Annotated in this window: 21 protein-coding genes and 4 pseudogenes; 17 read left to right on the plus strand and 8 right to left on the minus strand. The window is 41.6% G+C overall.

What is annotated here, in order from left to right:
* Positions 1-257 precede the first annotated feature (257 nt).
* From FTU40_RS15385 to FTU40_RS12395, 5 genes and pseudogenes are all read right to left on the minus strand, one after another.
* Positions 258-332, minus strand: a pseudogene (locus tag FTU40_RS15385) (hypothetical protein); the annotation flags it as partial.
* 289 nt (positions 333-621) lie between these two features.
* Complete coding sequence (locus FTU40_RS12380; RefSeq protein ID WP_180041047.1) at positions 622-2,208, minus strand: sensor domain-containing diguanylate cyclase; 1,587 nt, start codon at positions 2,206-2,208, stop codon at positions 622-624.
* A 394-nt stretch (positions 2,209-2,602) separates the two neighbouring features.
* Positions 2,603-2,809, minus strand: a complete 207-nt coding sequence (locus FTU40_RS12385; protein ID WP_074382693.1) for a hypothetical protein — start codon at positions 2,807-2,809, stop codon at positions 2,603-2,605.
* A 118-nt stretch (positions 2,810-2,927) separates the two neighbouring features.
* Positions 2,928-3,827 carry a ParB/RepB/Spo0J family partition protein gene (locus FTU40_RS12390; protein ID WP_005093722.1) on the minus strand — a complete coding sequence of 300 codons (900 nt, stop codon included), beginning with the start codon at positions 3,825-3,827 and terminating at the stop codon, positions 2,928-2,930.
* Between the two features lie 18 nt (positions 3,828-3,845).
* A complete protein-coding gene (locus FTU40_RS12395; RefSeq protein ID WP_035337428.1) occupies positions 3,846-4,631 on the minus strand; it encodes a ParA family protein in 786 nt (261 codons plus the stop codon).
* A gap of 903 nt (positions 4,632-5,534) precedes the next feature.
* On the opposite strand from FTU40_RS12395, the gene FTU40_RS12400 reads away from it, so the two are divergent.
* From FTU40_RS12400 to bioD, 3 genes and pseudogenes are all read left to right on the plus strand, one after another.
* Positions 5,535-6,704, plus strand: a complete 1,170-nt coding sequence (locus FTU40_RS12400) for a replication initiation protein (RefSeq protein ID WP_180001650.1) — start codon at positions 5,535-5,537, stop codon at positions 6,702-6,704.
* Between the two features lie 444 nt (positions 6,705-7,148).
* Positions 7,149-7,337 (plus strand): annotated as a pseudogene (locus tag FTU40_RS15260) (hypothetical protein); the annotation flags it as partial.
* A 452-nt stretch (positions 7,338-7,789) separates the two neighbouring features.
* Positions 7,790-8,236: pseudogene (gene bioD / locus FTU40_RS12405) on the plus strand (dethiobiotin synthase); the annotation flags it as partial.
* On the opposite strand, the gene FTU40_RS12410 reads toward bioD, so the two are convergent.
* Both FTU40_RS12410 and FTU40_RS12415 read right to left on the minus strand, forming a co-directional pair.
* A complete protein-coding gene (locus tag FTU40_RS12410; RefSeq protein WP_074382694.1) occupies positions 8,214-9,596 on the minus strand; it encodes an ATP-binding protein in 1,383 nt (460 codons plus the stop codon). The pseudogene bioD and the gene FTU40_RS12410 sit on opposite strands and share 23 nt — an antisense overlap.
* Positions 9,589-10,263: a response regulator transcription factor gene (locus tag FTU40_RS12415; protein WP_005093734.1), complete on the minus strand. Its 675-nt coding sequence runs from the start codon at positions 10,261-10,263 to the stop codon at positions 9,589-9,591. The genes FTU40_RS12410 and FTU40_RS12415 overlap by 8 nt, the downstream gene beginning before the upstream one ends.
* 108 nt (positions 10,264-10,371) lie before the next feature.
* On the opposite strand from FTU40_RS12415, the gene dsbD reads away from it, so the two are divergent.
* From dsbD to FTU40_RS15330, 4 genes and pseudogenes are all read left to right on the plus strand, one after another.
* The gene (gene dsbD, locus FTU40_RS12420) at positions 10,372-12,309 is read left to right on the plus strand and encodes a protein-disulfide reductase DsbD (RefSeq protein ID WP_074382695.1); all 1,938 of its coding nucleotides are present in this window, start codon (positions 10,372-10,374) and stop codon (positions 12,307-12,309) included.
* Positions 12,306-13,154, plus strand: a complete 849-nt coding sequence (locus tag FTU40_RS12425; protein WP_016659405.1) for a TlpA disulfide reductase family protein — start codon at positions 12,306-12,308, stop codon at positions 13,152-13,154. The genes dsbD and FTU40_RS12425 overlap by 4 nt, the downstream gene beginning before the upstream one ends.
* A gap of 19 nt (positions 13,155-13,173) precedes the next feature.
* Positions 13,174-13,914 carry a thiol:disulfide interchange protein DsbG gene (dsbG, locus tag FTU40_RS12430; protein WP_016659404.1) on the plus strand — a complete coding sequence of 247 codons (741 nt, stop codon included), beginning with the start codon at positions 13,174-13,176 and terminating at the stop codon, positions 13,912-13,914.
* Between the two features lie 64 nt (positions 13,915-13,978).
* Positions 13,979-14,290 (plus strand): annotated as a pseudogene (locus FTU40_RS15330) (DUF202 domain-containing protein).
* Between the two features lie 8 nt (positions 14,291-14,298).
* Here FTU40_RS15330 and FTU40_RS12440 read toward each other — a convergent pair.
* A complete protein-coding gene (locus tag FTU40_RS12440; protein ID WP_005247061.1) occupies positions 14,299-14,607 on the minus strand; it encodes a metalloregulator ArsR/SmtB family transcription factor in 309 nt (102 codons plus the stop codon).
* Between the two features lie 120 nt (positions 14,608-14,727).
* On the opposite strand from FTU40_RS12440, the gene FTU40_RS12445 reads away from it, so the two are divergent.
* From FTU40_RS12445 to FTU40_RS12490, 10 genes are all read left to right on the plus strand, one after another.
* Positions 14,728-15,144, plus strand: coding sequence for a YeeE/YedE family protein (locus FTU40_RS12445; RefSeq protein WP_016659403.1), 417 nt, complete (start codon positions 14,728-14,730; stop codon positions 15,142-15,144).
* Between the two features lies 1 nt (position 15,145).
* Positions 15,146-15,562 (plus strand): DUF6691 family protein, encoded by a 417-nt coding sequence (locus FTU40_RS12450; RefSeq protein WP_053579073.1) that lies wholly within the window; start codon positions 15,146-15,148, stop codon positions 15,560-15,562.
* A 2-nt stretch (positions 15,563-15,564) separates the two neighbouring features.
* Positions 15,565-16,437, plus strand: coding sequence for an MBL fold metallo-hydrolase (locus tag FTU40_RS12455; protein WP_053579072.1), 873 nt, complete (start codon positions 15,565-15,567; stop codon positions 16,435-16,437).
* Positions 16,438-16,505: 68 nt separating this feature from the next.
* Complete coding sequence (locus FTU40_RS12460; protein WP_074382697.1) at positions 16,506-17,288, plus strand: sulfite exporter TauE/SafE family protein; 783 nt, start codon at positions 16,506-16,508, stop codon at positions 17,286-17,288.
* Between the two features lie 99 nt (positions 17,289-17,387).
* Complete coding sequence (locus FTU40_RS12465; RefSeq protein ID WP_035337430.1) at positions 17,388-17,783, plus strand: rhodanese-like domain-containing protein; 396 nt, start codon at positions 17,388-17,390, stop codon at positions 17,781-17,783.
* A 49-nt stretch (positions 17,784-17,832) separates the two neighbouring features.
* Positions 17,833-18,168: a carboxymuconolactone decarboxylase family protein gene (locus FTU40_RS12470; RefSeq protein ID WP_005093752.1), complete on the plus strand. Its 336-nt coding sequence runs from the start codon at positions 17,833-17,835 to the stop codon at positions 18,166-18,168.
* A 28-nt stretch (positions 18,169-18,196) separates the two neighbouring features.
* Positions 18,197-18,817, plus strand: a complete 621-nt coding sequence (locus tag FTU40_RS12475; RefSeq protein WP_005093755.1) for a class I SAM-dependent methyltransferase — start codon at positions 18,197-18,199, stop codon at positions 18,815-18,817.
* A gap of 207 nt (positions 18,818-19,024) precedes the next feature.
* Positions 19,025-19,714 carry a GntR family transcriptional regulator gene (locus FTU40_RS12480; protein WP_005093757.1) on the plus strand — a complete coding sequence of 230 codons (690 nt, stop codon included), beginning with the start codon at positions 19,025-19,027 and terminating at the stop codon, positions 19,712-19,714.
* A gap of 259 nt (positions 19,715-19,973) precedes the next feature.
* Positions 19,974-21,179: a phosphotransferase enzyme family protein gene (locus FTU40_RS12485; RefSeq protein WP_159138857.1), complete on the plus strand. Its 1,206-nt coding sequence runs from the start codon at positions 19,974-19,976 to the stop codon at positions 21,177-21,179.
* Between the two features lie 40 nt (positions 21,180-21,219).
* Entirely contained in the window at positions 21,220-23,415 is a 2,196-nt protein-coding gene (locus tag FTU40_RS12490; protein WP_180041049.1) for a TonB-dependent siderophore receptor, read from the plus strand.
* Positions 23,416-23,423: the final 8 nt, after the last annotated feature.

Here is a 23,423-nt window from a genome sequence, read left to right on the forward strand (position 1 = left end):
TCCATGCACGCATGGCAGTCTTGAATAAATTCACAGAATTAGGTCGCCCTCATACCCAAGTTGTCTCTTAAATTTGAGTAGCTTAAGGGAACTCAGCCTTTCAAACCTTTATGCAACAAAGCCGTTTGAAAGTGCATAATCAATCGCTTGCTGTTTAAATTCGGGACTAAAACGTTTAGCCATTTCTTGAATCTCCAAAGATTAAAGTTACGTTATCTTTAGAGGGACGTGCTGTCCATTATTTTGTCTAGGATCACCCCCATGGTGCCGCGCAAAGTATTGGCAATATTCCAGAGTTGTTTTTGTAGCTGTTGCAGTTGCACCTGGGTCATTGTTATACAAGTCCAATTAAGTAAATCATTAATCAAGTGATTTTACCTAAAATTCTAAATCATGCAGCAGTAAAAAGCTGCAAAAGGACATGAATTGTCGTGCTTAATTCACTTTATTTATCCATTAAAGCTCCCCGGACAGACCCATATACCAAATTTTACCAGTGCATGCTCGGGCACAGACTGAAGCTGATCTCGATTAAAGCTCATGTAACTCCGCAAGGTCCCTGTGCTGAATATGCTTGAGCAGAAAAAGATTTAAAAAAATCAGCCTGTTTGTGCCGACATTTTACTTGGCTAATTTTTGCGTCATACGAACACAGTTCCGCCCATTATTTTTCGCTTCATACAGCTTATTGTCTGCCATTTTAAAAACCTGTTTGACGCTTACTGAATCACTCGGACAGAATGCGATACCCACGGAAATGGTGATTTCTTCAACTCCTTCAATTTGACTTGCTTGCATACTCGTTCTGAGACGTTCGGCAGCATTGAAAGCAACCCGAATATCGGAGGTCATCATCAGTACGATAAACTCTTCCCCACCAGTGCGACAGCAGAGATCATGGCTTCTGAAATTTTTCTGCATTAAAAAAGCCAATCGCTTTAAAACCTCATCTCCGCGGTCATGTCCATAGCTATCGTTGATCTTTTTAAAGAAATCAATATCGATAGCGAGTACCGCAAAATGAGTACCCGTACTGATTAATTCATCCAGAAGATATTGCATGCCACGACGGTTATAAAGGCCAGTCAAGGGGTCAATATTGATATGTTGGCGTAATTCTGAGATCTTGTTATTAAATGTTTTGGAGCTCAAAAGTAGCGAGGCCCTAAACTTGAATACCTCAAAATACCAGGGATCAACCTGACTGATTTTATCCTGAATATCATTTCGATTTAACATACTGGCCATTTTCGCCAAACGATTCAGCGGCGAAGAAATAAATAGCGACATCCGCCAGACGATAAAGAAAATAAACAGATAAAAGATAAATATGCCAATAGAAACTTTTAAAATTAATTCATTGGCCTGTTTAAGAAGTTCATCCGTAGGTTGCTGTGAAACCACAATCCAGTTCACACTGGGAACATGTGCAAAACCGGCCAGGTTATCAATCCCCAAGCTATTCGTTAGACGGACGGATCCTTTCTTGTTTTCATTGATATAGTCAAGACCAGTATTATTTACAATTTTTTCGCCAATCCGACTCGAATCTGGATGGAAGATAATACGGTTCTGCTGATCAATCACATACATATAACTTTTTTTGAAATCAAATTGATTGAACAGCATTTCACTGATTAAATTATTCTTCTGCAGATAAATCGTACCGCTGATAAAGCCCTTATAATTTTGATTCACATCGTAAATAGGCTGTGATATCAACACAACCAGATTTTTTTTGCTTGACCAATAGGGTGCCGAAATATACGCCTTTTTGCTTTTAAGTGATCCAACAATACCCGCTGTATTATAGGGTGTGTGGAATTTTAGGTCTAATGATACTGGTGCATAAGCAAGTATCTGATTTCGCTGGCCTACCATAAAAATACTGTTAAAGTTATTCGACTGGTTTTTTAGCCGTTTGACTTCAGCCTGTCGCAGTGGCGTATTGTAAAAGTTTTGCCCTAATTGCTGAGCACTATACTGCAACTCCTGCAACATATTGCTGACATCACGATTCACACCCATCGCAATCTTGGCTGCGTATTTTTCATTTATAGAGAGTGAATTCTGAATCAGTTGCTGTTTAACCACATAATTCAGAATAAACAGGCTAATCACAAATAAACAGGAAACGCTGAGGATCGTTGAAATCAGAATCAGCTTGCGTAAATTCAGATTCAAAGATAGAAGTATTTTATATAACAACTGAGACCCCAGGTACCTTGGATTGTATTACTCTGTTTAATTTAACATAAATACGCAAACCCAATGCTACAAAATCACTTTCTAAAACTTAGAAAAACATTCTAAATTTACTGCCTAAACCCTCTCCAAAATGTTGAGCTGAATAGGGCAATAAAGCTAAATCCAAATCGGACATCAGTCATAATGACAGGGCTTTGCATCTTTCTAAATACCCTACTGTGACTTTCAGTATATTCGGTTGATGAATAGAACAAATGATTGGGCAGAATAGGCATCGAGTATTTAGAATAAATGAAACCAGCCCTATCAGCTAAGCTGTATGCTGTTATGCTCCAACTAATCAAAGTTATGATTCAGTGCTCGATCCAGCAATCATACAAATACGGTCAGAAATTTATTTAAGTGCTTTTTTGATTTTATTGATCAATGTACGGGCTGCATCATAATCCTCAAAATCAATATTGATCGTCCCTTTATTTCCCTGATTTGTCGAGGAGCTTTTAATCACGACTGAAAAAGCATTCGATTCAAGTGGGATAATTTCTGCCGAAACAATATGATCAGCGTTAAGGAAAAAATCTTTTTTTAATTGAATTAACATTTTTTATTCTCGAGTAAAAAACAAGCAATATTTATAGCATATAAATTCAAAAAGTATAAAAATCGGCGAAATTTCAATTGAACAAAGCACTGTAGCAAGTTGCTACAGTGCCTTCATTTTATTTTTTCAGCATTTTTTTCAGCAAATTTTCCAGCTCTTGTAAATTTTGTTCATCAAATTCACTCATTTTTAATGACACTTTTAAAATGTTGTGATCAAACTTAATATTCCCTGCGACTTTTCCATCATATTCAATTTTATGCACGATTGACGTTTTAATTGGCTCTTTGTTTTCTTTCGACTTTAAAATTTTTTCTGCCAATAAGGCCAGTTTTGTTTGCTCAACTTCTTTTTTCAGTAATTTCGCCCAAGCTTCTAGCAGTGCTTTTTTAGCATTACTGTAATTCTCTTCATAATCTGAAAGAAACTTTTTCACAGCTGTGGCGGCAGTGCGTGCCAACAATGTCGGTTGTTGTTCTAAATCGGCAATCAGTTCTTTCGGTAATTTTTCGAAAGATAGATATTTATACATATCCTCTCGATTCATGCCTAATGATTTTGCCAGCTTTTGCTTGTTCTTTTTTAATTTCTCATCCAGAGAACTCAGACCGACATAAATTTCATAATCTGTTAAGTCTTCCCGTTTTAAATTCTCAGCCAAGGTTAACAGTGCAACTTCTTCATCTGATGCATCGATGACAATCACTTCAATGGTGTTTTTATTGAGAATTTGATGCGCTTTCAAGCGTCGTTCACCTGCAATTAACTCATATTTGTCCTGTACTCGCCGAACTGCAATCGGCTGCAATAATCCAATCTCCTCAATCGAGGCTGCTAAATCTTCAATATCTTGCTGATTGAATATTTTTCGTGGCTGATTGGGACTAGGTTGAATGTCTGTAATTTGGACATTACGACGTAATTCTTTCACATCGTTGACATGCTCTTGCTGAGCTTGTTGATGCTTTTGAGTATTTTGCTGAAGACGTTGTGCCAACAATTCTTTTGTACTTACCATAGGATTCTCAGAGTGCCTTTATTCAACACGATTGATGATTTCTTTCGCTAAATCTTGGAACGCTTTACGAACTTTAGAATTTTTATCTACGCGCAACAATGGCTGTTGTAAAATTGCTGCTTGATTGACTTTCGTACTCATTGGAATGGTCGTTTTTAACAATTCGCCGACCTGGCTTAAAGCTTCATCTCGTATCAGTTTACAGACGTTTTGACGTTCATCATGTTTAATCAGCAAAGCACCTAACAGTTTCAATTCGGGATTGACCCGTCTTATTTTACTTAAATGGTTAATTAAGTCAGTGACACCATATAGGCCATATTGTGAACCGGATTCAATCGGCACCATAACATGGGTAGATGCAGCCAAGGCATTACTGGTCAGAAGTTTTAGGCTTGGAGGACAGTCAATCAGGATGAAATCATATAATCCGTTTAATAATTCCAACTTGTTAGAGAGCTCTTCAGAGGGTCTTGGGGCATCATCTTTAAGTTGGTCTTCTGTTTTACCTAAAGTAAGTGAACCATAAATTAAAGAAACATTTTTAAAATTGGTTTCTTCTTGTAAGGCATCAGACAATAGGTTCAAATCACCTACCAGTAATTCAGCAGAAGTGGTTTCAACCTCACTCGGATGTCTTAATCCGATATGTAAACTTGCATTGGCTTGTGGATCTAAATCAATCACCAATACTTTATGCCCCAAGTCTGCTAGCTCTGCAGCCAGATGAACAACCGTGGTGGTCTTCCCGCAACCACCTTTATGGTTTGCTACAGCAATAATTTTAGTCGATTTATTTGTCATATCAGACCCCATTCGAATGATCCTAATATAGTGGAACTTGTAGCAACTTGCTACACTTTATTTGAATGATATTAAAGTACGAATCAATATCGGCTAACAAAGAAAACAAATTAAAGTTTTATATAAAATATAGCTAGCTAATTATAATTAGTATTAATTAATATAATTAAGTAATTATAATTAGGACAATTTTTCCCTTTTTAAAACAATATCTTACGTCTTTAAAGGTGGAGGGTTTGTCACCGAAAAGTGGAAGGTTTGTCACTGAAAGGTGGAAGACTTGTCACTGAAAGGTGGAAGACTTGTCACTGAAAGGTGGAAGAGCTGTCACTGAAAGGTGGAAGACTTGTCACTATGGTGGAAGACTTGTCACTGGTTTAAAAAAAAACATGAAATTAAGTTATAAAAATATTTAAATTCAAAACTTTAATCTGTTGATAAGTATCATGATCTGACTTTAAAGGTGGAAGACTTGTCACGCTTATTTTTATACTTGTGGATAAGTTATGTTTTCCCTTTAAAAATTGCAAAAAAAAGTCCGATTTAGTACTTGATTCTCTCTAAAGGTGGAAGCTTTGTCACTGAAAAGTGCTAAACCAAATGATTTTTTCACTTATAACGGTATTTTTGGCCACAAAAAAATGCAAAGAAAACGATTTAAGCTCTTCTCAGTTGATAAAAGTGGAAAGCTTGTCACTAATAAGTAGAAATTTTTTCAAAGTTTCCACCTTTGGGTTAAGGATTAGGCTAAATCTAAAAAAATGATGACATGCTTTCCACTCTTGATCTTTAGCACATCCTTTTAAAGGGATAAGCACTTAAAGTGAATCTGTAAGGTGAAGATGTTGAATGTTATTCCACTTTTATGTATAAATAGGGGGAATAACTTTTAATTTTTCACTTATGAGCGATTTTAACGAAAAACAAGAAATAGAATATTTACCTTATTGTATCGGCAATATTCGACAGAATGGAGTGGTGAGTACCAGTAACCGCTTAATTCGCCCTATTGAATTGTCTTCTAATGAATATAAGGCACTGCTTTATGCAATGGCGGTTGCAAACTATGGTGAAAAAAATAACCAAGATCGTGAAATTACCGAGAAAACCTATATCTATCTGCATAAAGAAGATTTGGGGGAATTGTTAGGACTCAATAAGAAGAATTCCATTAATGTGGCTATTGACCGGATTTATAGGGAACTTTCATCTCGGGTTGCTCATTTTGTAATTGAAGAGCCTGTAGATGACGTCAAGCGTAAAGTAAAAAAAGTCCATTCTGTGGTACCGATTATCCGGGAACTGCGCTGGGAAGATGATGCCAAAAATGCCTTGCAGATTCGCTTTACCAGTGAAGTGCTGCCTTACTTCACCCGTCTGGCCAGTGGGAATTTTACCACTTACCAGTTGAAAGATTTATTTGCTTTAGACTCTGTCACAAGTATGAGTCTATATTCTTATATTGTTAAAAATGAATTTAAGTATGCGAATCTCGACACCTATGAAGTTGAACTCACCTTAGAGAATTTAAAAGCGTTGATTGACATCGGTGAAAAAAAATATGACCGTTGGGTAGATTTTAGGCGTTATATTCTGGATAAAATTGTTGAAGAAATTAATACTAAAACCAGTTTGCAGCTAGAATATGACACTATTAAGAAAGGCCGTCCTATTGTGGGTGTGCGGTTTAAAATTATGAGTGGAGATACTGAAGCGGCTCTCCCGCAATTTAACGAAAAAACTCAAATCTATCTGGATGTAGATTTTGATGATAATGCCATCGTGAAAGAGCTGGGGGCAAAGTTTGATATGACCGTACGTTCCTGGTATATCTATGCCAATGATCCGAATTATACGCAGTTCAGCAAGTGGTTTAAGACCGAAGGCTGTTTAACCGATTCTCAGGCGAATGTTATTGTGAACGATATTATGTTTCAAATGGATTTTGCTGTGGCCGGTGCATCCATGAATGATTTCAAGAAAGAGATGAAATATAAGCTCAAAAATGATCCGACTTTTGTTCAGGAAAATCGCGAGCGTTTGAATGAGATTTTTGGTAAAGAAATTATTTAAAAAGTGTAGCAAATTGCTACAGCGCATTGAAAATATTCCGGGTGAATGATTTTTTTTTGCATGTCTGACATTTTTCGCAAATAACTAGAATATTTCTGGTACATCTTTTTAGTGAGATTAGCGGGCGCTCATTGGGAAAATGTCGCAGTTCGGACTTGCTACATCTTGTCTAAAATACAAGTGAAAATACCTAAATTCTGAATATCTAAAAAGTGTAGTAAGTTGCTACACTTTTTTCTTGGGGTCAAAAACTTACTATTATTCACGCCATAATCCCACGAAAAACTATGTCTTTTGCCACCTTCTTACGATGGCATGATTGAAAATTTTAGGCGAAATCACTGGATTAATGAGTTCGTGATTTGGACTGTCATAATCATGCCCAGGTGCAACAGCTACAAAAAGTCTGGAATATTGCCAATACCTTGACTGGCATCATAGAGGGAGAATTTGAAGCCAGAGACGATAAAAAATGTACTGGAATATTACGAGTTCTCCAAGCATTTGTTGCGTAAGGAAGAACTTAAAGACTCGCCAAATTATAAGGTGAAGCTATTTGAACGGGATAATGTGTTTAAACATCTGCTGATTAGAACACAGCAGTTGATTGAAAAGTTTTATGTGGAGTTTTAAAAACAGCCCGTGATGTGATCCGGGACAGGATGGGATCATGTTACAGCAGTGAATGATTATCTGGAGGCATCTCAGTTCATGGATTTAACTGAAGGTATCAGCGCTTATGTCAGTTGAAAGACTCCTTCGATTTACAGGAATTTTGCCAGCCATATAGTGTCTAAAAGCAATCGATTGACTTATGCCAACGGAAAAAGAAAGTAAATAGTAACAGCTCAAAGAGGCATGATGCCTCCTTATTTATTTTGTATGCTAAATAGCCTAAGTATGACAGGCCATTACTCAAATAGAAGAAAAGATTTTAGCAGTGATTCAGTGCAATGACCGGGATTTATCATATAGAACGGAGCAAAAAGGGACTTGTGAAAGCGTACCAGTAATCACTTCTATTTTTTTGAGCTTATTTAACAACATCCTCAATTATTTTTTAAATTAAGTTGCACTCAGGTGGCAAGCTGACCATGCCAGAAATCTTTAGCTATCCGGCCTCACCGCATCTGGCATCTGAACTGGATCGGCGTTCAATCGATTTCGAAAAAATTCAGCAGGCAGCCACTATACTGGCCGAGCGTTATGACCGGGTTCTGCTTGAAGGAGCGGGTGGATTAATGGTGCCGCTGACCCGGGACATGCTGACGATCAATTATATTGCAGCGCATCACTACCCTGTCATTCTGGTGACTTCAGGCCGTCTGGGCAGTATTAATCATACTCTACTGAGTCTGGAGCTACTCAAACAACGTGAAGTCACGCTTTATGCTGTGGCATTTAACCATGCTGATGACCACCAGGATCAAACGATTGCGATGGATACCATTCAATATTTAAAGGAGTATCTGACCCGGTATTTTCCAACAGCCGTATGGCTGGATATCCCTAAGCTTGCATGTCACGCTTAGACACGCCGTACTTTATTTCAATGCTGAGCCCACCATAGGGTCGACGGGCATTGAAAGAGAGCTGATAGCCATATTGTTTTAACAGGTTAGCAGTTAATGCCAGTCCTAAACCATGGCCATGCTGCTGAGCAGATTTGCGCCAGAAGCGTTGTCCTAAATGTTGAATATCTTCTGCTGTAAGTTGCTGGCCATTATCTTCAATCACCAGGCAACCAGACTGCATGGAAATCCAAATCTGTTCAGCCTGTGCATGCAGCAGTGCATTCTCAAGCAGATTTTTCAGTACGGTATACAGCACAAATTCAGGTAGCTGAATTTCGCCTAGACTTTCCCATTTCACCTGTATTTTTTTGTTCATTTCTGGATAGCGTGTACCTAAGTCTGCAAGAACTTTCTCAAGTGTGGGGCGAAGCCAGATGGCCTCAGTCATTTCCTGGAGACTGTTTTCTGATTGGGTCAGCAATAAAAGCTGCTCGAGTAATAGTGTATAACGCCGGATACTCTCATTGGCCTGCTGCAAATTGTGCTGAATGGATTCAGGCAGGTTCTGCTGCTGACCGATCAGCTGTGCCAGTTGTACATGGGTTTTAATTGCGGTCAGGGGACTGCGTAATTCATGTGCAGCATAGGCACTAAAGGCTTTCTCCTGTTGCAGACTGTCATTGAGTTTCTGAATCAACTGCGTGGAATTGTTGACAAAAGGCTGTACTTCTTGGGGAATGCTTGCAGGCTTGAGCTGCATTAAAAAATCTGCCGCCTCTGAATAGCTAAGGTTTTTCTGGTTCAGGTATTGACTGAGCTGATCCAAAGACCGGAACTGTCTGCGGATAATAAAGATGATCAGGGCAATACAGATTAGCAGTGAGAAGACCAAGGGAACCAGTACGGACTGTAGAATCTGCTGTAGTAAGGTATCCCTCAAGAACATACGTTCTGCCGCCACCACCTGAATATCACCACGACGCAGGACATAACTGCGCCATTCCGTATCACCCTGCTGCCAGGTGCTGAATCCTTCTGGTCGCTGGCTTAAATTTTGGGGGGCACCGCGTGTTTTGGCAATGACCTGATTATCTAACGAGATGTCAGAGCTAAAAAGAGAGACTTCACAGGCAATTAACTGGTTTGCATCATCATTCTTGGCTAATTTGGATAAGGTTGCATCCCCCAGACTATCCAGCGGTAGCTGCTGAATCAGCCGGGCAACCATTTGCGCAGATGCCGATAGGCGTTGATCCAGCGTGTCTTGTAAACGTTGTTTCAGGTCAATATACAGCCATGAAAATACCGCACTCCACAGCACAATAAACACGGCCAAAAGACTCATGGCCAAACGCCATTTCAAGCTGTGCTTAAACATGACGATGCTCAAACGGTTTGAAAATATAGCCCACACCACGAACGGTCTGAATCAAGTCTGGATGTAGTTTTTGTCTCAGGTGATAAATGTGTACATTCAGGGCATTGCTCTCGATAGCGTCCTGAAAACCATAGAGCTTGTCAATAAGCTGTTCATTTTTCAGGATCTGGTTGGGGTGGCTCATCAGGGTTTCCAGCAGGCTGAATTCACGGCGAGATAAACTCACGGCCTGGTCTTGGTAGGTCACAGTCTGGGTATCCCGATTCAGAACCAGGTCATCAAATTGCAGTGTATTCGAGGCAAAGCCGCGGTGGCGACGGGTGAGGGCATGAATCCGGGCAATCAGTTCCTCCAGCTCAAAGGGTTTGGTCAGGTAGTCATCGGCACCGGCATTCAGGGCCTGAACACACTGATCGGTCCGCAGCCGTGCCGTCAATACCAGTACCGGGAGATCAATCTGGTCGCGTCGCCAGCTGTGCAGCAAGTCCAGGCCATCCTGATCCGGCAGGCCTAAATCCAGTAAACACAAATCGACAGCACTATGCCGGATAAAATAATCTGCAGCACGTGCGTGACTGACATGCTCCACTGAAATATTCAGATAGTTCAGAGCAGCACAAATGCTCTGTGCGATATAGGGATCATCCTCAACCAATACAATAAACATAGAACATCCTGATCAAACTGCCATTATTTTATAAATGATTTGGGCTGTTAATGTTGTCTTAATTTTAGTTTTTCAATAATGCAGTCCTAACAGGAGGAGATCAGCTGGATGTTGAAGTGGATATTGGGTGCCGTGATCGGCGGTGGAATCATGACGGGAACTGCACATGCAGACTTTTTACCACCGGATCAGGCTTTTCAGTTTCAGGTGGTTTCTACAAGTCAGGATCAGGCAGAGCTTAGCTGGAAAATCGCAGAGGGTTATTATCTGTATCATGACCAGCTTAAAGTGTCTCATCAGCAGACCCCAGTCAAGTTGGCATTGCCCAAACCTGAAGACAAAGATGATCCCAATTTCGGTTTGACTCAGGTGCATTATGGGCAAGTCAAAACCAATATGAATGTCCAGCCCAACCAGCAGTTTGCGGTGCAGTGGCAGGGCTGTGCAGAAAGCGGTTTATGTTATCCGGTGCAACGCACCACAGTAAAAACTGATGCAGATGGTTTATTTCCAGCGCAAAACTTGAGCAAGCCTCAAAAGCTGCTGGCCAGCACTACACAGCCAGAAGCAAACGAAAAGATTTTGACTACTCAGAAAGATGAGCTCCAAGCTATAGGGCAAACTCAAAGTACAGATCAAGCACTGGCTGAAGAAAAGGTGGAGAAAGTGCAAGTCGCTGCAGTTTCCGACCCTGTCGTGCAGCCTGAGGTGGAATTAACAGAGAAAAACGACCAGCTTATTACAGACCCTAAAAATCAAACTTCATCAGCAGGCATGAATGACCAGTGGAACAATGACCAGTATTTTTTAAGTTTGCTGTCGAAACAAGGTCTGTTGATTAATGCTCTGATTTTTCTCGGGCTTGGCATTCTGCTGGCATTTTTACCGTGTTCTTTACCTTTAATTCCAATTTTAACGGGAATTCTGGTTCAGCAGCACCGGGGCTACCGTGCTGCACTGATTGCGCTGGTCTTTGTTTTGGGTATGGCACTGGTCTATGCGGTCATAGGACTTGCTGTGGCACAGCTCGGTTACAGTTTTCAGCGCTGGTTTCAAAGTCCGATATTCATCAGTATTTTCAGCATTCTGTTTGTTTTGTTCGCGCTTAATCTGTTCGGAGTATTTCAGCTGTCCTTACCTCAAGGCATGTTACAGCGGCTGGATCAATGGCAGCAAAAGCAGAAGGGTGGCACGCTGATTGGTGCTGGTCTCATGGGCATGATCGCGGCACTGATTGTCGGGCCATGTATGAGTGCACCGTTGGCCGGTGCCTTAATCTATGTGTCTCAGCTTAATCAACCGATTTTGGGTGCCAGCTATCTGTTTGTCTTAGGCCTTGGGCTGGGCTTGCCACTATTTATCGCAGCTGTATTTGGGTCCCATCTTTTACCCAAACCTGGCATCTGGATGGATCGCCTGAAGTTTAGTTTTGGCTTTGTCATGCTGGCCCTGGCCTTGTATTTTGCCCGCCCCCTATTGCCCGGCATTTTATACCTGAGCCTTTTGGGTGTAGTACTGATCACCTGTTCAGGCTACTTCTTGTTCAAGATGCTGCCCCATGTGCATCGGTCTGTATCGAAAATAGTCCTGATGCTGCTCAGTGGTTTACTGGTCTTTGCAGGAGGCATGCAGCTCTATCATGTCTGGAGTCAGGTACAGGTCGCCCATGTGGAATCACGGCTTGAATGGCAGAAGGTCAGTACAGCCGCAGAATTGCAACAGGTTTTAGCCAAACATCCTGCACAGCCAGTGGTAATTGATGTGTATGCGGACTGGTGTGTGGCCTGTCAACCGATTGAAAAGGAAGTGATTCCACGTAGTGATGTCCAGACGGCTTTACAAAATGTGGTTCGTATCAAATTAGACCTGACCCACTATCATCCAAGTCAGGATGAGCTGCTAAAAGAATGGCAAATCCTCGGTCCACCCACCTTTATATTTTTAAATGCAGCGCATCAGGAGCAGCGTGAGTTGCGCTTGACCGGAAGCTTTAGTGCGGCACATTTACTAGGCACATTGCAGCAACTACAAGGGGAGCAACTATGATGATTTCCAGTGATGCGCTGCATCTGGGACCTTTGATGTTGCCCTGGACACTCATGATTGTTGCCACTGGCTTGATGCTGTTATCTGCCGTCCTGTTTGGATTAGCCAGAAAGTATTCATGGTCTAAACAGCTGCTTGGACAAAGTCAGGATTTGCTCTGGAGCAGTTTTCTGCTAGGGATGCTGGGTGCACGTCTTGTTTTCGTTCTACTCAATGCCGAGCTGTATTTTGTAGCCCCCATCGACATACTGAAAATCCAGGACAAAGGTTTTCATTTATGGGGCGGGGTGCTGATAGGTACTTTATGGTATGTCATTCGCAACAGACAGTTGCAGACCCGATTCAAAGCCATCTTGCTGATCATCTTTGTACTCTGGGTCGGGCTTGGGCTCGCGTTCAAATCCAGTCTAAAAACTGAAGCAGCGTTTCCTGATCTAGCCTTTGCTGGACTAGAACAGGAACGTCTGGGTACAGATAAGATTCCACTCAGCCAATTCATTGGCCAGCCCACGGTAATTAATTTGTGGGCGAGCTGGTGTCCGCCGTGTCATCGCGAAATGCCGGTATTGGCCAAAGCAGCCAAGCAGCATCCTCAAGTGAATTTTGTCATGCTGAATCAGGGTGAGGAGGTAGCCACCGTAAATGCCTATTTAAGAAAACATCAGTTTCAATTTAAACATGTCCTGCTGGACCCATATGGTGAACTGCCACAGCAGCTGAATAGTTTTGGCCTGCCAACGACGCTGTTTTTTAATGCTCAAGGCCAGCTGGTCGAGCGGCATATGGGGGAACTCAGTCCGGCCATGTTGCAGCAATATTTAAACAGAATTTCAGATCAACCTTAAAAAAACGGAAGGACTTAGTATGAACAGAATTTACCGGGTACTGGGTGCAGGCATGTTCCTGATCATGAGCATGCACACGCAGGCGAATATTAAACAGAATATTGAAAAACAGGGTTTTGTGTTTGTAAAACAGATTCCGGCACCGCAAGGAATGACCGGTTGGGTGGGGCATGAAGACCAGTACTCCAATACAGTATTTATCTCCAACGATGACAAATATTATATCAAGGGCGAACTGTTTGATGCGCAAGGGAAAAGCCTGTCCAATGAGCAGATTGAAAAGCATATGAAAAAAGCGGTATTGGATGATGTCTGGAAAACCCTGGAAAAATCGACCTGGATTCAGGATGGCAAGCCGGATGCACCACGAGTGGTTTATGTCTTTTCCGATCCGAATTGTCCATATTGCTATAAATTCTGGCAGGCGGCTCGGCCTTGGGTCGAATCAGGCAAGGTACAGCTGCGTCATATTCAGGTCGGTGTGATCCGTGAAGAAAGCCGTGGTCAGGTGGCAACATTGTTAATGTCGAAAAATCCAGCAGCAGTTTTTAATGATATAAACAAGAATAAAGGCAAAAAGCAGCTCAAGAAAATGGCAAAGATTCCTGCAGAAATTGCTGCAAAAATTGATGCCAACCAGGCCCTAATGGGGAAATACGGCTTTTTCTCCACACCGTCGATGGCCTGGAAAAATAACCAGGGTGAATTTAAATCTACTCAAGGCCTGGCGATGGACGTCAAAGAAATTTTTGAACAATAAGATCGGATGAGATATGTCCACTTTGGATCATCCACGGGTATTGTTTGCTTTGGAATGAACCGCTCTGGCAGGGAACCGGAATGGTCTGACATTAATTGCATTTGGTTTTGTGATTGAAAAATCCAACCGGCTATTGTAATTAGTCGATCATGAACGTTATGCATAAAAAATAGCCTATGCACAGTGGATGGGGATTGCGGTGATTGTGTTTTGCATGTTGGTGAATATCGCCTCAATCCTGCAATATCGAGGGGGATGGACATCACTGGGACCGCCGGAATTTATTGAAGGTTATTATACCCAGCATCCTGTATGGCTAAACCTGTTTACTGCTTTTAGCGGGCTGCTTCTGATCATTTCTTTTTGGTTGCATTAAGAGGAGGGCTAGGCGCAATACAGCTCGTACAGCTTTTGCATCAGGCTCAAGACCTTGGGATCACTCAGACGATAGAAAATCTGCTTGCCCTCACGTCGGGTGCCAACCATGTTGGCCTTACGCAATACAGTCAGCTGTTGTGAAAGTGTAGGTTGATGAATGTCAGTAGATTCTTCAATTTCCTGAACATTCATTTCCCCATCGACCAGGACACATAAGATTTTCAGACGATCAGGATTGGCCAAAACTTTTAGGCATTGGCTGACGAAATCGACTTGAGAAAAATCAATTTTGGCATTTTCAGCAATCATATCCATAAATGTCCTCACAACTTTTGATGTAGCCCGTGCAGTTTACATAATTTACCATAAAACTGCTTGATTAATATTTTTTATTATATAATATAAAAAAGTATATTGTATAGGGATTAATTCATCATGCATGACTTCCTCATCGCATTTATTGGCGGCTTAATGCTCGGGCTTTCCGTAGTTGGTTATCTTTACGTCAATGGCCGTATTGCAGGAATCAGTGGTTTGATTGGGCAAGTATTAAACTCAAAAACCATGTTTAAAACGCCTGCAATCTGGTTTTTATTAGGCTTGATCCTCACACCGTTTATTTATGGTCTGTTTGTACAACCTGAAATCGAATTGAATGCCAGCCCACTGATGATGATTGTGGCAGGTCTGCTAGTGGGCTTTGGGACACGCTTAGGTTCGGGCTGTACCAGTGGTCACGGAATTTGTGGCATCAGTCGCCTGTCTAAGCGTTCTATCATTGCGACCATGACTTTCATGTTTGCAGGTTTTGTCGCTGTTTATATTATCCGTCATATCACAGGAGCATTCTAAAATGAAAAATGTGTTTGCCTTTTTATTTGGTGCGCTGTTCTCTGTGGGATTGATGGTATCAGGCATGTCCAATCCGGAAAAAGTACTCGATTTCCTGGATCTGTTTGGCGATTGGGATGCCAGTCTGGCCTTTGTCATGATGGGCGCGATTGCGGTGGCCTTTATTCCCTTCCAGAAAGCATTACGTACGGCGCAACCGAAAACAGTATTTAATGACCCTATTGATTTACCTAAAAATAATCAGATAGATAAAAAACTGATCACAGGTGCGGTTTTATTTGGTGCAGGTTGGGGCATTGCCGGCATCTGTCCGGCGCCAAGTTTCACCTTGATCGGTTTGGGCCACTATCAAGTGCTCTATTTTATTGTAGCAATGCTGGTGGGTGTATGGATTCACCGTAAATGGTCAGGAGCTTAACGATGTCAAACTTACCTATAGTAAAAGATTTTTTTCACGAAGATACCAATACCTTCAGTTATGTTGTACGTGATCCTGCAACCAAAGCCTGCGCCATTATTGATAGCGTTCTGGATTACGATCCGGCATCAGCAAGTACCTCAACTATTCATGCCGATAAAATTATTGCCTATATTAAAGAGCAGGGTTTAACGGTCGAGTGGATTCTGGAAACCCATGTCCATGCTGATCATCTGACTGCAGCGCAATACCTCAAAGCTGAGTTAGGTGGCAAGATTGCCATGAGCCAGAAAATTGGTATTGTTCAGCAAACTTTTGGCGCGATTTATCATCTGGATATTAAACAATGGAATGCCCAGCAGCTCTTTGATTATTTATTTGAAGATCATGAGTCGTTCCAAATCGGAACATTGAAAGCCTATAACATTCCAACACCGGGACATACGCCTGCTTGCCTGAGTTATGTGATTGGTGATGCGGTTTTTGTGGGTGATACCCTGTTTATGCCAGATTATGGTACAGCACGTTGTGACTTTCCGCGTGGCAGTGCAGAACAGCTTTATGATTCGGTACAAAGCCTGTTTCAGTTGCCAGAAGATACCCGGGTCTTTTTATGTCATGACTATTTGCCTGAAACACGTGAATCCTATGTGTGTGAATCTGATATACAGACACAAAAGACACAGAATATTCATATTCATCAGGGAATCAGTAAAGCTGAATTTGCTCAGATGCGCAACCAGCGGGATTCAGGACTGAGTATGCCTAAACTGATTCTACCGGCGATTCAGATCAATATGAAAGCAGGGCAGTTTCCTGAGCCAGAGCAAAATGGTGTTTCTTACCTCAAGCTTCCTCTTAACTACTTCAAATAAGCTTGTGTCGTGATTCAACAAAAAGTTCAACCTTTATTGAATCATTTTTGTGGATAAGGGAGAGGGCGATGTGGGCATTAATACTGGAAGGATTGGCGATTGGTGGCTTGCTGGGTCTAACCGGTGCTGGTGGCGGCATTCTGGCTGTACCGGCACTGATGGCGAGTCAGGGTTGGACGGTAGCTCAGGCTGCGCCGGTGGGCTTGCTGGCAGTCACGCTGTCGGCCTTGGTTGGAACGTTCGAAGGTTTATTCAAGCGTATTGTACGTTATCGCGCTGCGCTCTGGATCGCGCTGATCAGTATTCCTTCAGCCCGTTATGGCGTGCATCTGGCTGATATCGTTTCTCCAGTCTGGCTGACGCTGGCTTTCAGTCTGGTCATGCTGATTGTTGCTTACCGGATCTTCTTTAATAAAGTCCATGATCATGGTAATGCACCGTGCAAGGTCAATCAAACGACCGGTCGTCTGATCTGGAATGTGAAAACGGCCTCCTTTCTGGCTGGTATTGGTGTAGTGGCAGGTTTATTAACGGGTCTGCTTGGCGTTGGGGGTGGTTTTGTTATTGTTCCAGCCCTGCGTAAATTCACCGATCTCGATATGCGCAGCATCGTGGCGACCTCTCTCATGATTATTTTCCTGATTGGTGGGGTCAGCATTTCTGCACACGTACTGGAGGGCTTTCAATATCCTGTTTCGGTCACACTGGCCTTTGTCCTGGCCTGTATTGTCGGGATGTTCATTGGACGCAGTCTGATGCATCGGATTGACAGTAACAAGGTACAGAAAATATTTGCCACAACCGTGGTTGGGGTAGCTATGTATTTAATCTATTCAGCGCTCATGGGCTAAAACAGACGATTAAGTACCTAAACTAAAGCGCTTTAATCTCCCTGAGCATCGTTTATGCAATGTGAATATCGTTTTAATGGCCGAGGAAGAATGAAAATGATGAAAACTGCAGAGCAATTGATCCGGAATGCAAAAAGCCGGATTCAGGAAGTCAGCGTAAATGAATTGTTTGAGGCGATGCAAAACCATAAAACCATACTGATTGATGTTCGGGAACCAGATGAATTCCAAGCAGCAGCGATAGACCGGGCGGTGAATTATCCACGTGGTATTTTGGAAATGCGAATTCACCAGCATCCCTTAGCCAGTCATCATTGTGATACCCAGCAGGCACTGGAACATCTTAAAGATCAGCCGATTTATTTGATTTGTGGTACGGGTGGACGTTCAGCACTGGCAACCGATACCTTACAGAATATGGGTTTTACCCAGGTCAAGTCGGTTCAGGGTGGTTACCAGGCCTGGCTGGAACAGGGCTATCCGGTAGAAAAATAAGCTATTGAATATATAAATGAATGCTGATTTCTTTATTTGAGGTGAAGCAATGAAATACAAAGAATTAACCCAGAACATTTCGGGCAGTTTAAGAACTTTAAGTCAGGATTCGCCTGATTTAATGAAAAGTTTTAACCAATTGTCACAGACTGCTATGCGTGATGGCGTGATTGATCCGAAAACCAAGGAGTTAATTGCCTTGGCGATTGGTGTGGCGGCACGTTGTGATGGTTGTATCGGTTTTCATGTTCGAACCTTAGTCAAAATGGGCATGACCCTACGGGAACTGGAAGAAGTTTTAGGCGTTGCCGTCTATATGGGTGGAGGACCTTCATTGATGTATGCCGCAAATGCCCTAGAGGCATTTAAAGAGTTTTCCAGCTGATTGAATCGTTTAGTAAATGGAGGCTGAAATGAGTCAGCACTGGAATGAATTGTATGCCCGGACGCAAGATCTGTATGGCACAGCAGCAAATCTTTTCATTCAGCAAATTTCGGACAAAATCCGAATAGAGGGTAAAACACTGGCAATTGCTGAAGGTGAAGGACGGAATATCTTATACCTGGCTGAGCGGGCAAGACAGCAGGGTTACCCTTTTTCAGCGGAAGTCTGGGATTATTCTGATGTTGCTTTGACGCATCTGTCCAGCAAGGCTGAAGCCCAAGGGATAAAAGTTGAACTTAAACATGTTGATTTAACAGTAGCTCAATGGCCATCGGAGTTTTATCAAAATGTGATCTGTGTATTTGGTCATTTCGATATAGAAACACAAAAACAGGTTTTAGAAGGCATAAGAAAATCCTTGCTCAACGGTGGATGGTTTATTGGTGAGCTATATTCAAAGGAACAGATCGACTATAAAACCGGTGGTCCTTCAAATGTCGAATATTTATACGATCCTCGTTGCATTCTAGAAGTCTTCGGACAGGACCACATCCATCACTTTTATGTCGGGGAGCAAGAAAGGCAGGAGGGAAAATTACATTGTGGTAAATGCCATGTTATTCAATTTGCGATACAAGTGAGGAAGTAGAGCATAAGTGAATTTAATACATTTTGCTGACGATAAGGTCCTGCATTCTCATCATCAATATTTTTAGGGGGGATTACCATTACCGTAAAAATTCTCATTAAGACTAGGGAATGTATCTTTTTACTGATCTGTACCTTTTTTAATTTTCCTCTGTTCTTTAATTTAGTACCATCAATATAACTTACGCTGACGAGCTGGATTCACTGAATGAAGTATATGGAAATCAGAGATTTGATTGAGGCTGAATTGAAAAAATACAGTTCTAATCAAATGATTCCATCGGAACGTTACTTGGCATTAAAGTTTAACTGTTCAAGGGAAACAGTGCGTAAGGCTTATGAACAGCTTCGTGCCGAAGATAAAATTTACAAACGGCAAAATCTCGGCTGGTTTGTGAGTAATAAAAAAATTCAATACTATCCAAACTCAATTGAAAATTTTCGTTCTTATATGAAGGCACAGGGTTTTAATGCCAGAACAGAACTGATCTCGACCAGACAGCTGGAGCGATTTGATCACAGTGATGTTTTTAGTGAAGCAACGAGAAGACTCGGCTTTATTGAAATTATCCGTTTACGTTATGCTGATGATGTCCCGGTACTCCTTGAATACAATTATCTGCCTGTTGCGCTATTTCCAGATGTGCTGAATTATGACGTGATTACTTCGGTCCAAGATGTCATTAAAAATCACTTTGATTATGATTATACGAGTAGTCAGTTAAAAATTAAAAATACCGGTGTCTCTCATTTTGAGAGCCAATATTTAGGAATTCCTATAAGCCAAACAGCAACTTACATTGAACGTATTTCAAAATCAAACGATCTGGTGATTGAATATGACATCGAAATCTGGTCTCAGGACAAAATTGAAATGACCCTAGATATTCACGCATAAGCTTATATTTATCTCCAATCCATTCAAATCCTAAAAACTTCTGTGTTTTTAGGATTTTTTTTTTAAAATAATTTTAATTATTAAGCATTCTATTTTTATATTTAAAAGGCTAAACTTGCCTCCAATTTAATACTGGTATGTACCACTTAATTTTGGGACAAACCTTAAATATTAAATGTATTTGAAAATACTGTGTAGATGTTTGCTTAAATGATGACTCTCCATTACCACATGATGATCTGGCTCAGGAATATTGATAATGACCACAATGACTGATGATTTAGGTCATGGTATGGGCAATGCCTGGGAACATAAAGACTGGGCACATATTTCTGATCCAGAATTACAAAGCCTGCAGCAGCAGTATTCCTGTTTACAAGGTCATATTCAGATTTTGTGGTGTAGTCCACGGCCATTTTCATCTGCAGTATTGGTTAAAGTAGAGCAGGATCTTGTGAGCAGGGATGAAATAGTCGCGCATCAGTATTTGATTAAGCGCAGCCATTGTTCCTTTCGTCGTGCCCGCGATATTTTACAGGAGCATGCCGTTCTTCAGCATTTAGCTAGCAAAGAAATTCCTGTTGCAGCATTGATTAGCTCAAATCAAGGTCTGACCGCTTTAGAGCTAGGTGACTGGACCTATGAAGTCTATGCAAAAGCAGCCGGCTTAGATCTGTATGCAGATCAGCAATCCTGGAAACCTTTTTTCTATGCTGAACATGCTGCGAAAGCGGGGCAATTACTGGCAAGCTTACATATGGCCATGCAGGATTTTCCTGAGCGGCAAGGCCGATCAGCATCTTATTTATTGTCCAATCAGCAGCTTTTAAACAGTGAAAATATCGTTACAGCCATTCAACGGCGCATTGTAAACAGTCCAGAATTAAGCCGTTACTGTGCCGACAAAAATTTAGATCCTTACTTTTTAGATCAAATCTTACAGGTTCACCAGCGTATTCAGCCTGTATTGCAACAGGCAAGCAGAATTTGGACCCATAACGATTTACACGCTTCTAATCTATTTTGGTCAGCACCGGATGCCAAAGCGGAGATTACTGCCGTAATTGATTTTGGTTTATCTGACCGAAATTCGGCACTTTATGATCTGGCTGTGACGATTGAACGTAATTTCATTGATTGGTTGGAATTAAAGCAGAACCCACATATTCCGATTGATGAAGCCGGTTTAACCGCTTTTCTCCATGCTTATTTTTCCGAGATACATCCACAAGAAGATTTTAGTATTTTGCCAGAACTGCTGAAAATCGTGCATTTGGATTTCGCTTTTTCAGAGCTTGAGTATTTTGTTGGGATTACTCAAAACCAGCAACATGCAGATGCTGCTTATTACGACTGGATTATCGGTCATGTGGACTGGTTCTTTGGCGAACAAGGTCAACAATTTACCCAGACCTTAACCCGGCTCATTCAAGATGAATTGCAATCTTCTCAATGCTCTCTCTAAACCCAGCATCATCACCCACTTCACAGACATAAGGTTTCGTATGAACACTCGTCAACTCAAACAGAATGTATTAATCCGATCTTTAAATATGATCATTCTGTCGCAGCTGTGTTTAGTCCCGCTGACTTATGCTGAAGACGATGTTCAAAAGCTTGACACGATTGTTATCACAGCCGATCAAAGCATTCCTTACTCGAGTGCTAAAGTGAATGTTGAGGGATTTGCTACGGACAGTCTGCAAAAAATACCTGCATCGGTCTCTATTTTGACTGCTGATCTTATTGCTGAACAACATGCCCGTGTGCTGAGCGATGTTATAAAAAATGATGCAGCCATCGGTGAGGGCTATGCTGCAATTGGCTATTATCCAAACTTTGTCTCGCGTGGCTTTGCACTCGATTTGGCATCTAGCTACCTCATTAATGGCAATGTGATTCGTGGTGAACAAAACGTCGCACTTGAAAATAAAGAACGTGTGGAAATTTTAAAAGGCATGTCCGCGATTCAAAGTGGGATGTCGACCCCGGGTGGGGTTGTGAATTATGTCACCAAGCGACCGAAAGATATTCAGGCACTGACATTCTCGGCCGATCAACACGGCCAGTTTTCAGTGGCAACTGATCTCGGTGGTTTTTGGGGTGATGAGCAACAATTCGGATATCGCATCAATCTGGTGAATGAACAGATGGAGTCTTATGTCGATCATGTCGATGGTGAACGCTATCTAGCGGCATTGGCCTTAGATTGGAAAACATCTGAGCAATCCAAATTAGAATTTGATCTTGAAGCACAGCGTTCCGAACAAAAATCAGTGCCAGGTTATCAATTACTGGATGGTAAAGTCCCAGAAAATGTGAAATGGGACCGATTGCTGGGTTATCAGACTTGGGGCAAACCGGTCACGATCGATAGTCTGAATAGCAGTTTAAAATATAGCTATGCATTGAATGATGACTGGAACTTGGGACTCGTTGCAGCACACAGTAAATCCAGAGTTGATGACTATTCAAGCTTTGCTTATGGTTATTATCGGGAAGGCTGTCTGGAAGAGTATTCTTGTAACACGTTTGGTAAAGCTGGCGAGTATGATATTTATGATTTTCGTAATCCGGATGACACCTTTAAAACCAATCAATTTAAAGTCAAATTGGATGGGGTGATTGATACCAATTGGGTACAACATCACCTTAACTTTGATTTGACTTACACCGATAAATCTAGAAATCGTTACAACGGTATAAACCAGTACATAAATTCAGAAGACTATGTTGGTAATATTTACCAAGATACCTACGACAGGATCCCAGAAGAAGGAAATCTAGGTCCTTATTTTAAAGCTTTAGATAGTGAACAGACTGCTTTTACGGTTTTAGATCGTATTGAGTGGAATGAGAAATGGTCTACTTTGATTGGTGGAAAATGGATCGAGCTTGATGAACAAGCACATGCTTATGATGCAGAGGGTAAGCAGGTAATAAAAGTTCGTGATACGGATTTAGGCAAATTTTTACCACAGTTTGCAGTGAGTTATAGCCCGGTAGAGTCAACAACTCTGTATGCCTCTTATGCCAAAGGCTTGTCAGATGGAAAGACAGCACCTTTGTTTGCAGAGAATGCGGCTGAAACTCTAGCGCCGATCTATTCAGAGCAATATGAAATTGGCCTAAAACAACAGATCAAGCAGTTTTTATTGACTGCCTCGCTATTTGATTTACGCCAAGACAACCAATATAGCAAGCCGATTTCAGGACTTCGCTATTTTGTTGCGGAAGGCGAACAACATAGTCAGGGTCTGGAGCTCGGACTGAATGGTGCATTAACCGATCATCTGGGCTTAACTTCATCTTTAGCCTTGACTAAAGCCCGTTTAGAAAATGTAGAAGCGGTTGAATATGGCAATCATCAGGCGCAAAACGTGCCAAAAGTTCGTTTCGCAACACATCTTCGCTATAACGTACCGAGCATTGCAGGTTTCACTGTTCTGGCAGGTGGTCAATACAGTTCCAGCAAATATGCCAACAAAGAGGGTGCTGCGAAAGTCGCAGGTTATAGTGTGGTTGATTTAGGCGCTGCTTATCAATTTAAACTAAATACGACCGATGCATTGCTACGCTTGAATATTAATAATCTGTTCAACAAGAAATACTGGCGTGATGCAGGTGAATTTTTGGGTGACGATTATTTATTCTTGGGTTCGCCGCGTACAGCAACCTTGTCATTCAATCTGAACTTCTAAATTGGCTG

It is taken from the genome of Acinetobacter sp. YH12100 (assembly GCF_013419135.1).
Lineage (GTDB): Bacteria > Pseudomonadota > Gammaproteobacteria > Pseudomonadales > Moraxellaceae > Acinetobacter > Acinetobacter pseudolwoffii.

What these genes read in the sequence shown, in the direction of transcription:
- FTU40_RS12445 (WP_016659403.1), top strand. Translation starts at nt 14,728, where the DNA reads ATGCATGACTTCCTCATCGCATTTATTGGCGGCTTAATGCTCGGGCTT.
- FTU40_RS12490 (WP_180041049.1), top strand. Translation starts at nt 21,220, where the DNA reads ATGAACACTCGTCAACTCAAACAGAATGTATTAATCCGATCTTTAAAT.
- FTU40_RS12415 (WP_005093734.1), bottom strand. Translation starts at nt 10,263, where the DNA reads ATGTTTATTGTATTGGTTGAGGATGATCCCTATATCGCACAGAGCATT.
- dsbD (WP_074382695.1), top strand. Translation starts at nt 10,372, where the DNA reads ATGTTGAAGTGGATATTGGGTGCCGTGATCGGCGGTGGAATCATGACG.
- FTU40_RS12460 (WP_074382697.1), top strand. Translation starts at nt 16,506, where the DNA reads ATGTGGGCATTAATACTGGAAGGATTGGCGATTGGTGGCTTGCTGGGT.
- FTU40_RS12450 (WP_053579073.1), top strand. Translation starts at nt 15,146, where the DNA reads ATGAAAAATGTGTTTGCCTTTTTATTTGGTGCGCTGTTCTCTGTGGGA.
- FTU40_RS12480 (WP_005093757.1), top strand. Translation starts at nt 19,025, where the DNA reads ATGAAGTATATGGAAATCAGAGATTTGATTGAGGCTGAATTGAAAAAA.
- FTU40_RS12475 (WP_005093755.1), top strand. Translation starts at nt 18,197, where the DNA reads ATGAGTCAGCACTGGAATGAATTGTATGCCCGGACGCAAGATCTGTAT.
- FTU40_RS12400 (WP_180001650.1), top strand. Translation starts at nt 5,535, where the DNA reads ATGAGCGATTTTAACGAAAAACAAGAAATAGAATATTTACCTTATTGT.
- FTU40_RS12425 (WP_016659405.1), top strand. Translation starts at nt 12,306, where the DNA reads ATGATGATTTCCAGTGATGCGCTGCATCTGGGACCTTTGATGTTGCCC.
- FTU40_RS12395 (WP_035337428.1), bottom strand. Translation starts at nt 4,631, where the DNA reads ATGACAAATAAATCGACTAAAATTATTGCTGTAGCAAACCATAAAGGT.
- FTU40_RS12410 (WP_074382694.1), bottom strand. Translation starts at nt 9,596, where the DNA reads ATGTTTAAGCACAGCTTGAAATGGCGTTTGGCCATGAGTCTTTTGGCC.
- FTU40_RS12470 (WP_005093752.1), top strand. Translation starts at nt 17,833, where the DNA reads ATGAAATACAAAGAATTAACCCAGAACATTTCGGGCAGTTTAAGAACT.
- FTU40_RS12390 (WP_005093722.1), bottom strand. Translation starts at nt 3,827, where the DNA reads ATGGTAAGTACAAAAGAATTGTTGGCACAACGTCTTCAGCAAAATACT.
- FTU40_RS12455 (WP_053579072.1), top strand. Translation starts at nt 15,565, where the DNA reads ATGTCAAACTTACCTATAGTAAAAGATTTTTTTCACGAAGATACCAAT.
- FTU40_RS12440 (WP_005247061.1), bottom strand. Translation starts at nt 14,607, where the DNA reads ATGGATATGATTGCTGAAAATGCCAAAATTGATTTTTCTCAAGTCGAT.
- FTU40_RS12465 (WP_035337430.1), top strand. Translation starts at nt 17,388, where the DNA reads ATGAAAACTGCAGAGCAATTGATCCGGAATGCAAAAAGCCGGATTCAG.
- dsbG (WP_016659404.1), top strand. Translation starts at nt 13,174, where the DNA reads ATGAACAGAATTTACCGGGTACTGGGTGCAGGCATGTTCCTGATCATG.
- FTU40_RS12485 (WP_159138857.1), top strand. Translation starts at nt 19,974, where the DNA reads ATGACCACAATGACTGATGATTTAGGTCATGGTATGGGCAATGCCTGG.
- FTU40_RS12385 (WP_074382693.1), bottom strand. Translation starts at nt 2,809, where the DNA reads ATGTTAATTCAATTAAAAAAAGATTTTTTCCTTAACGCTGATCATATT.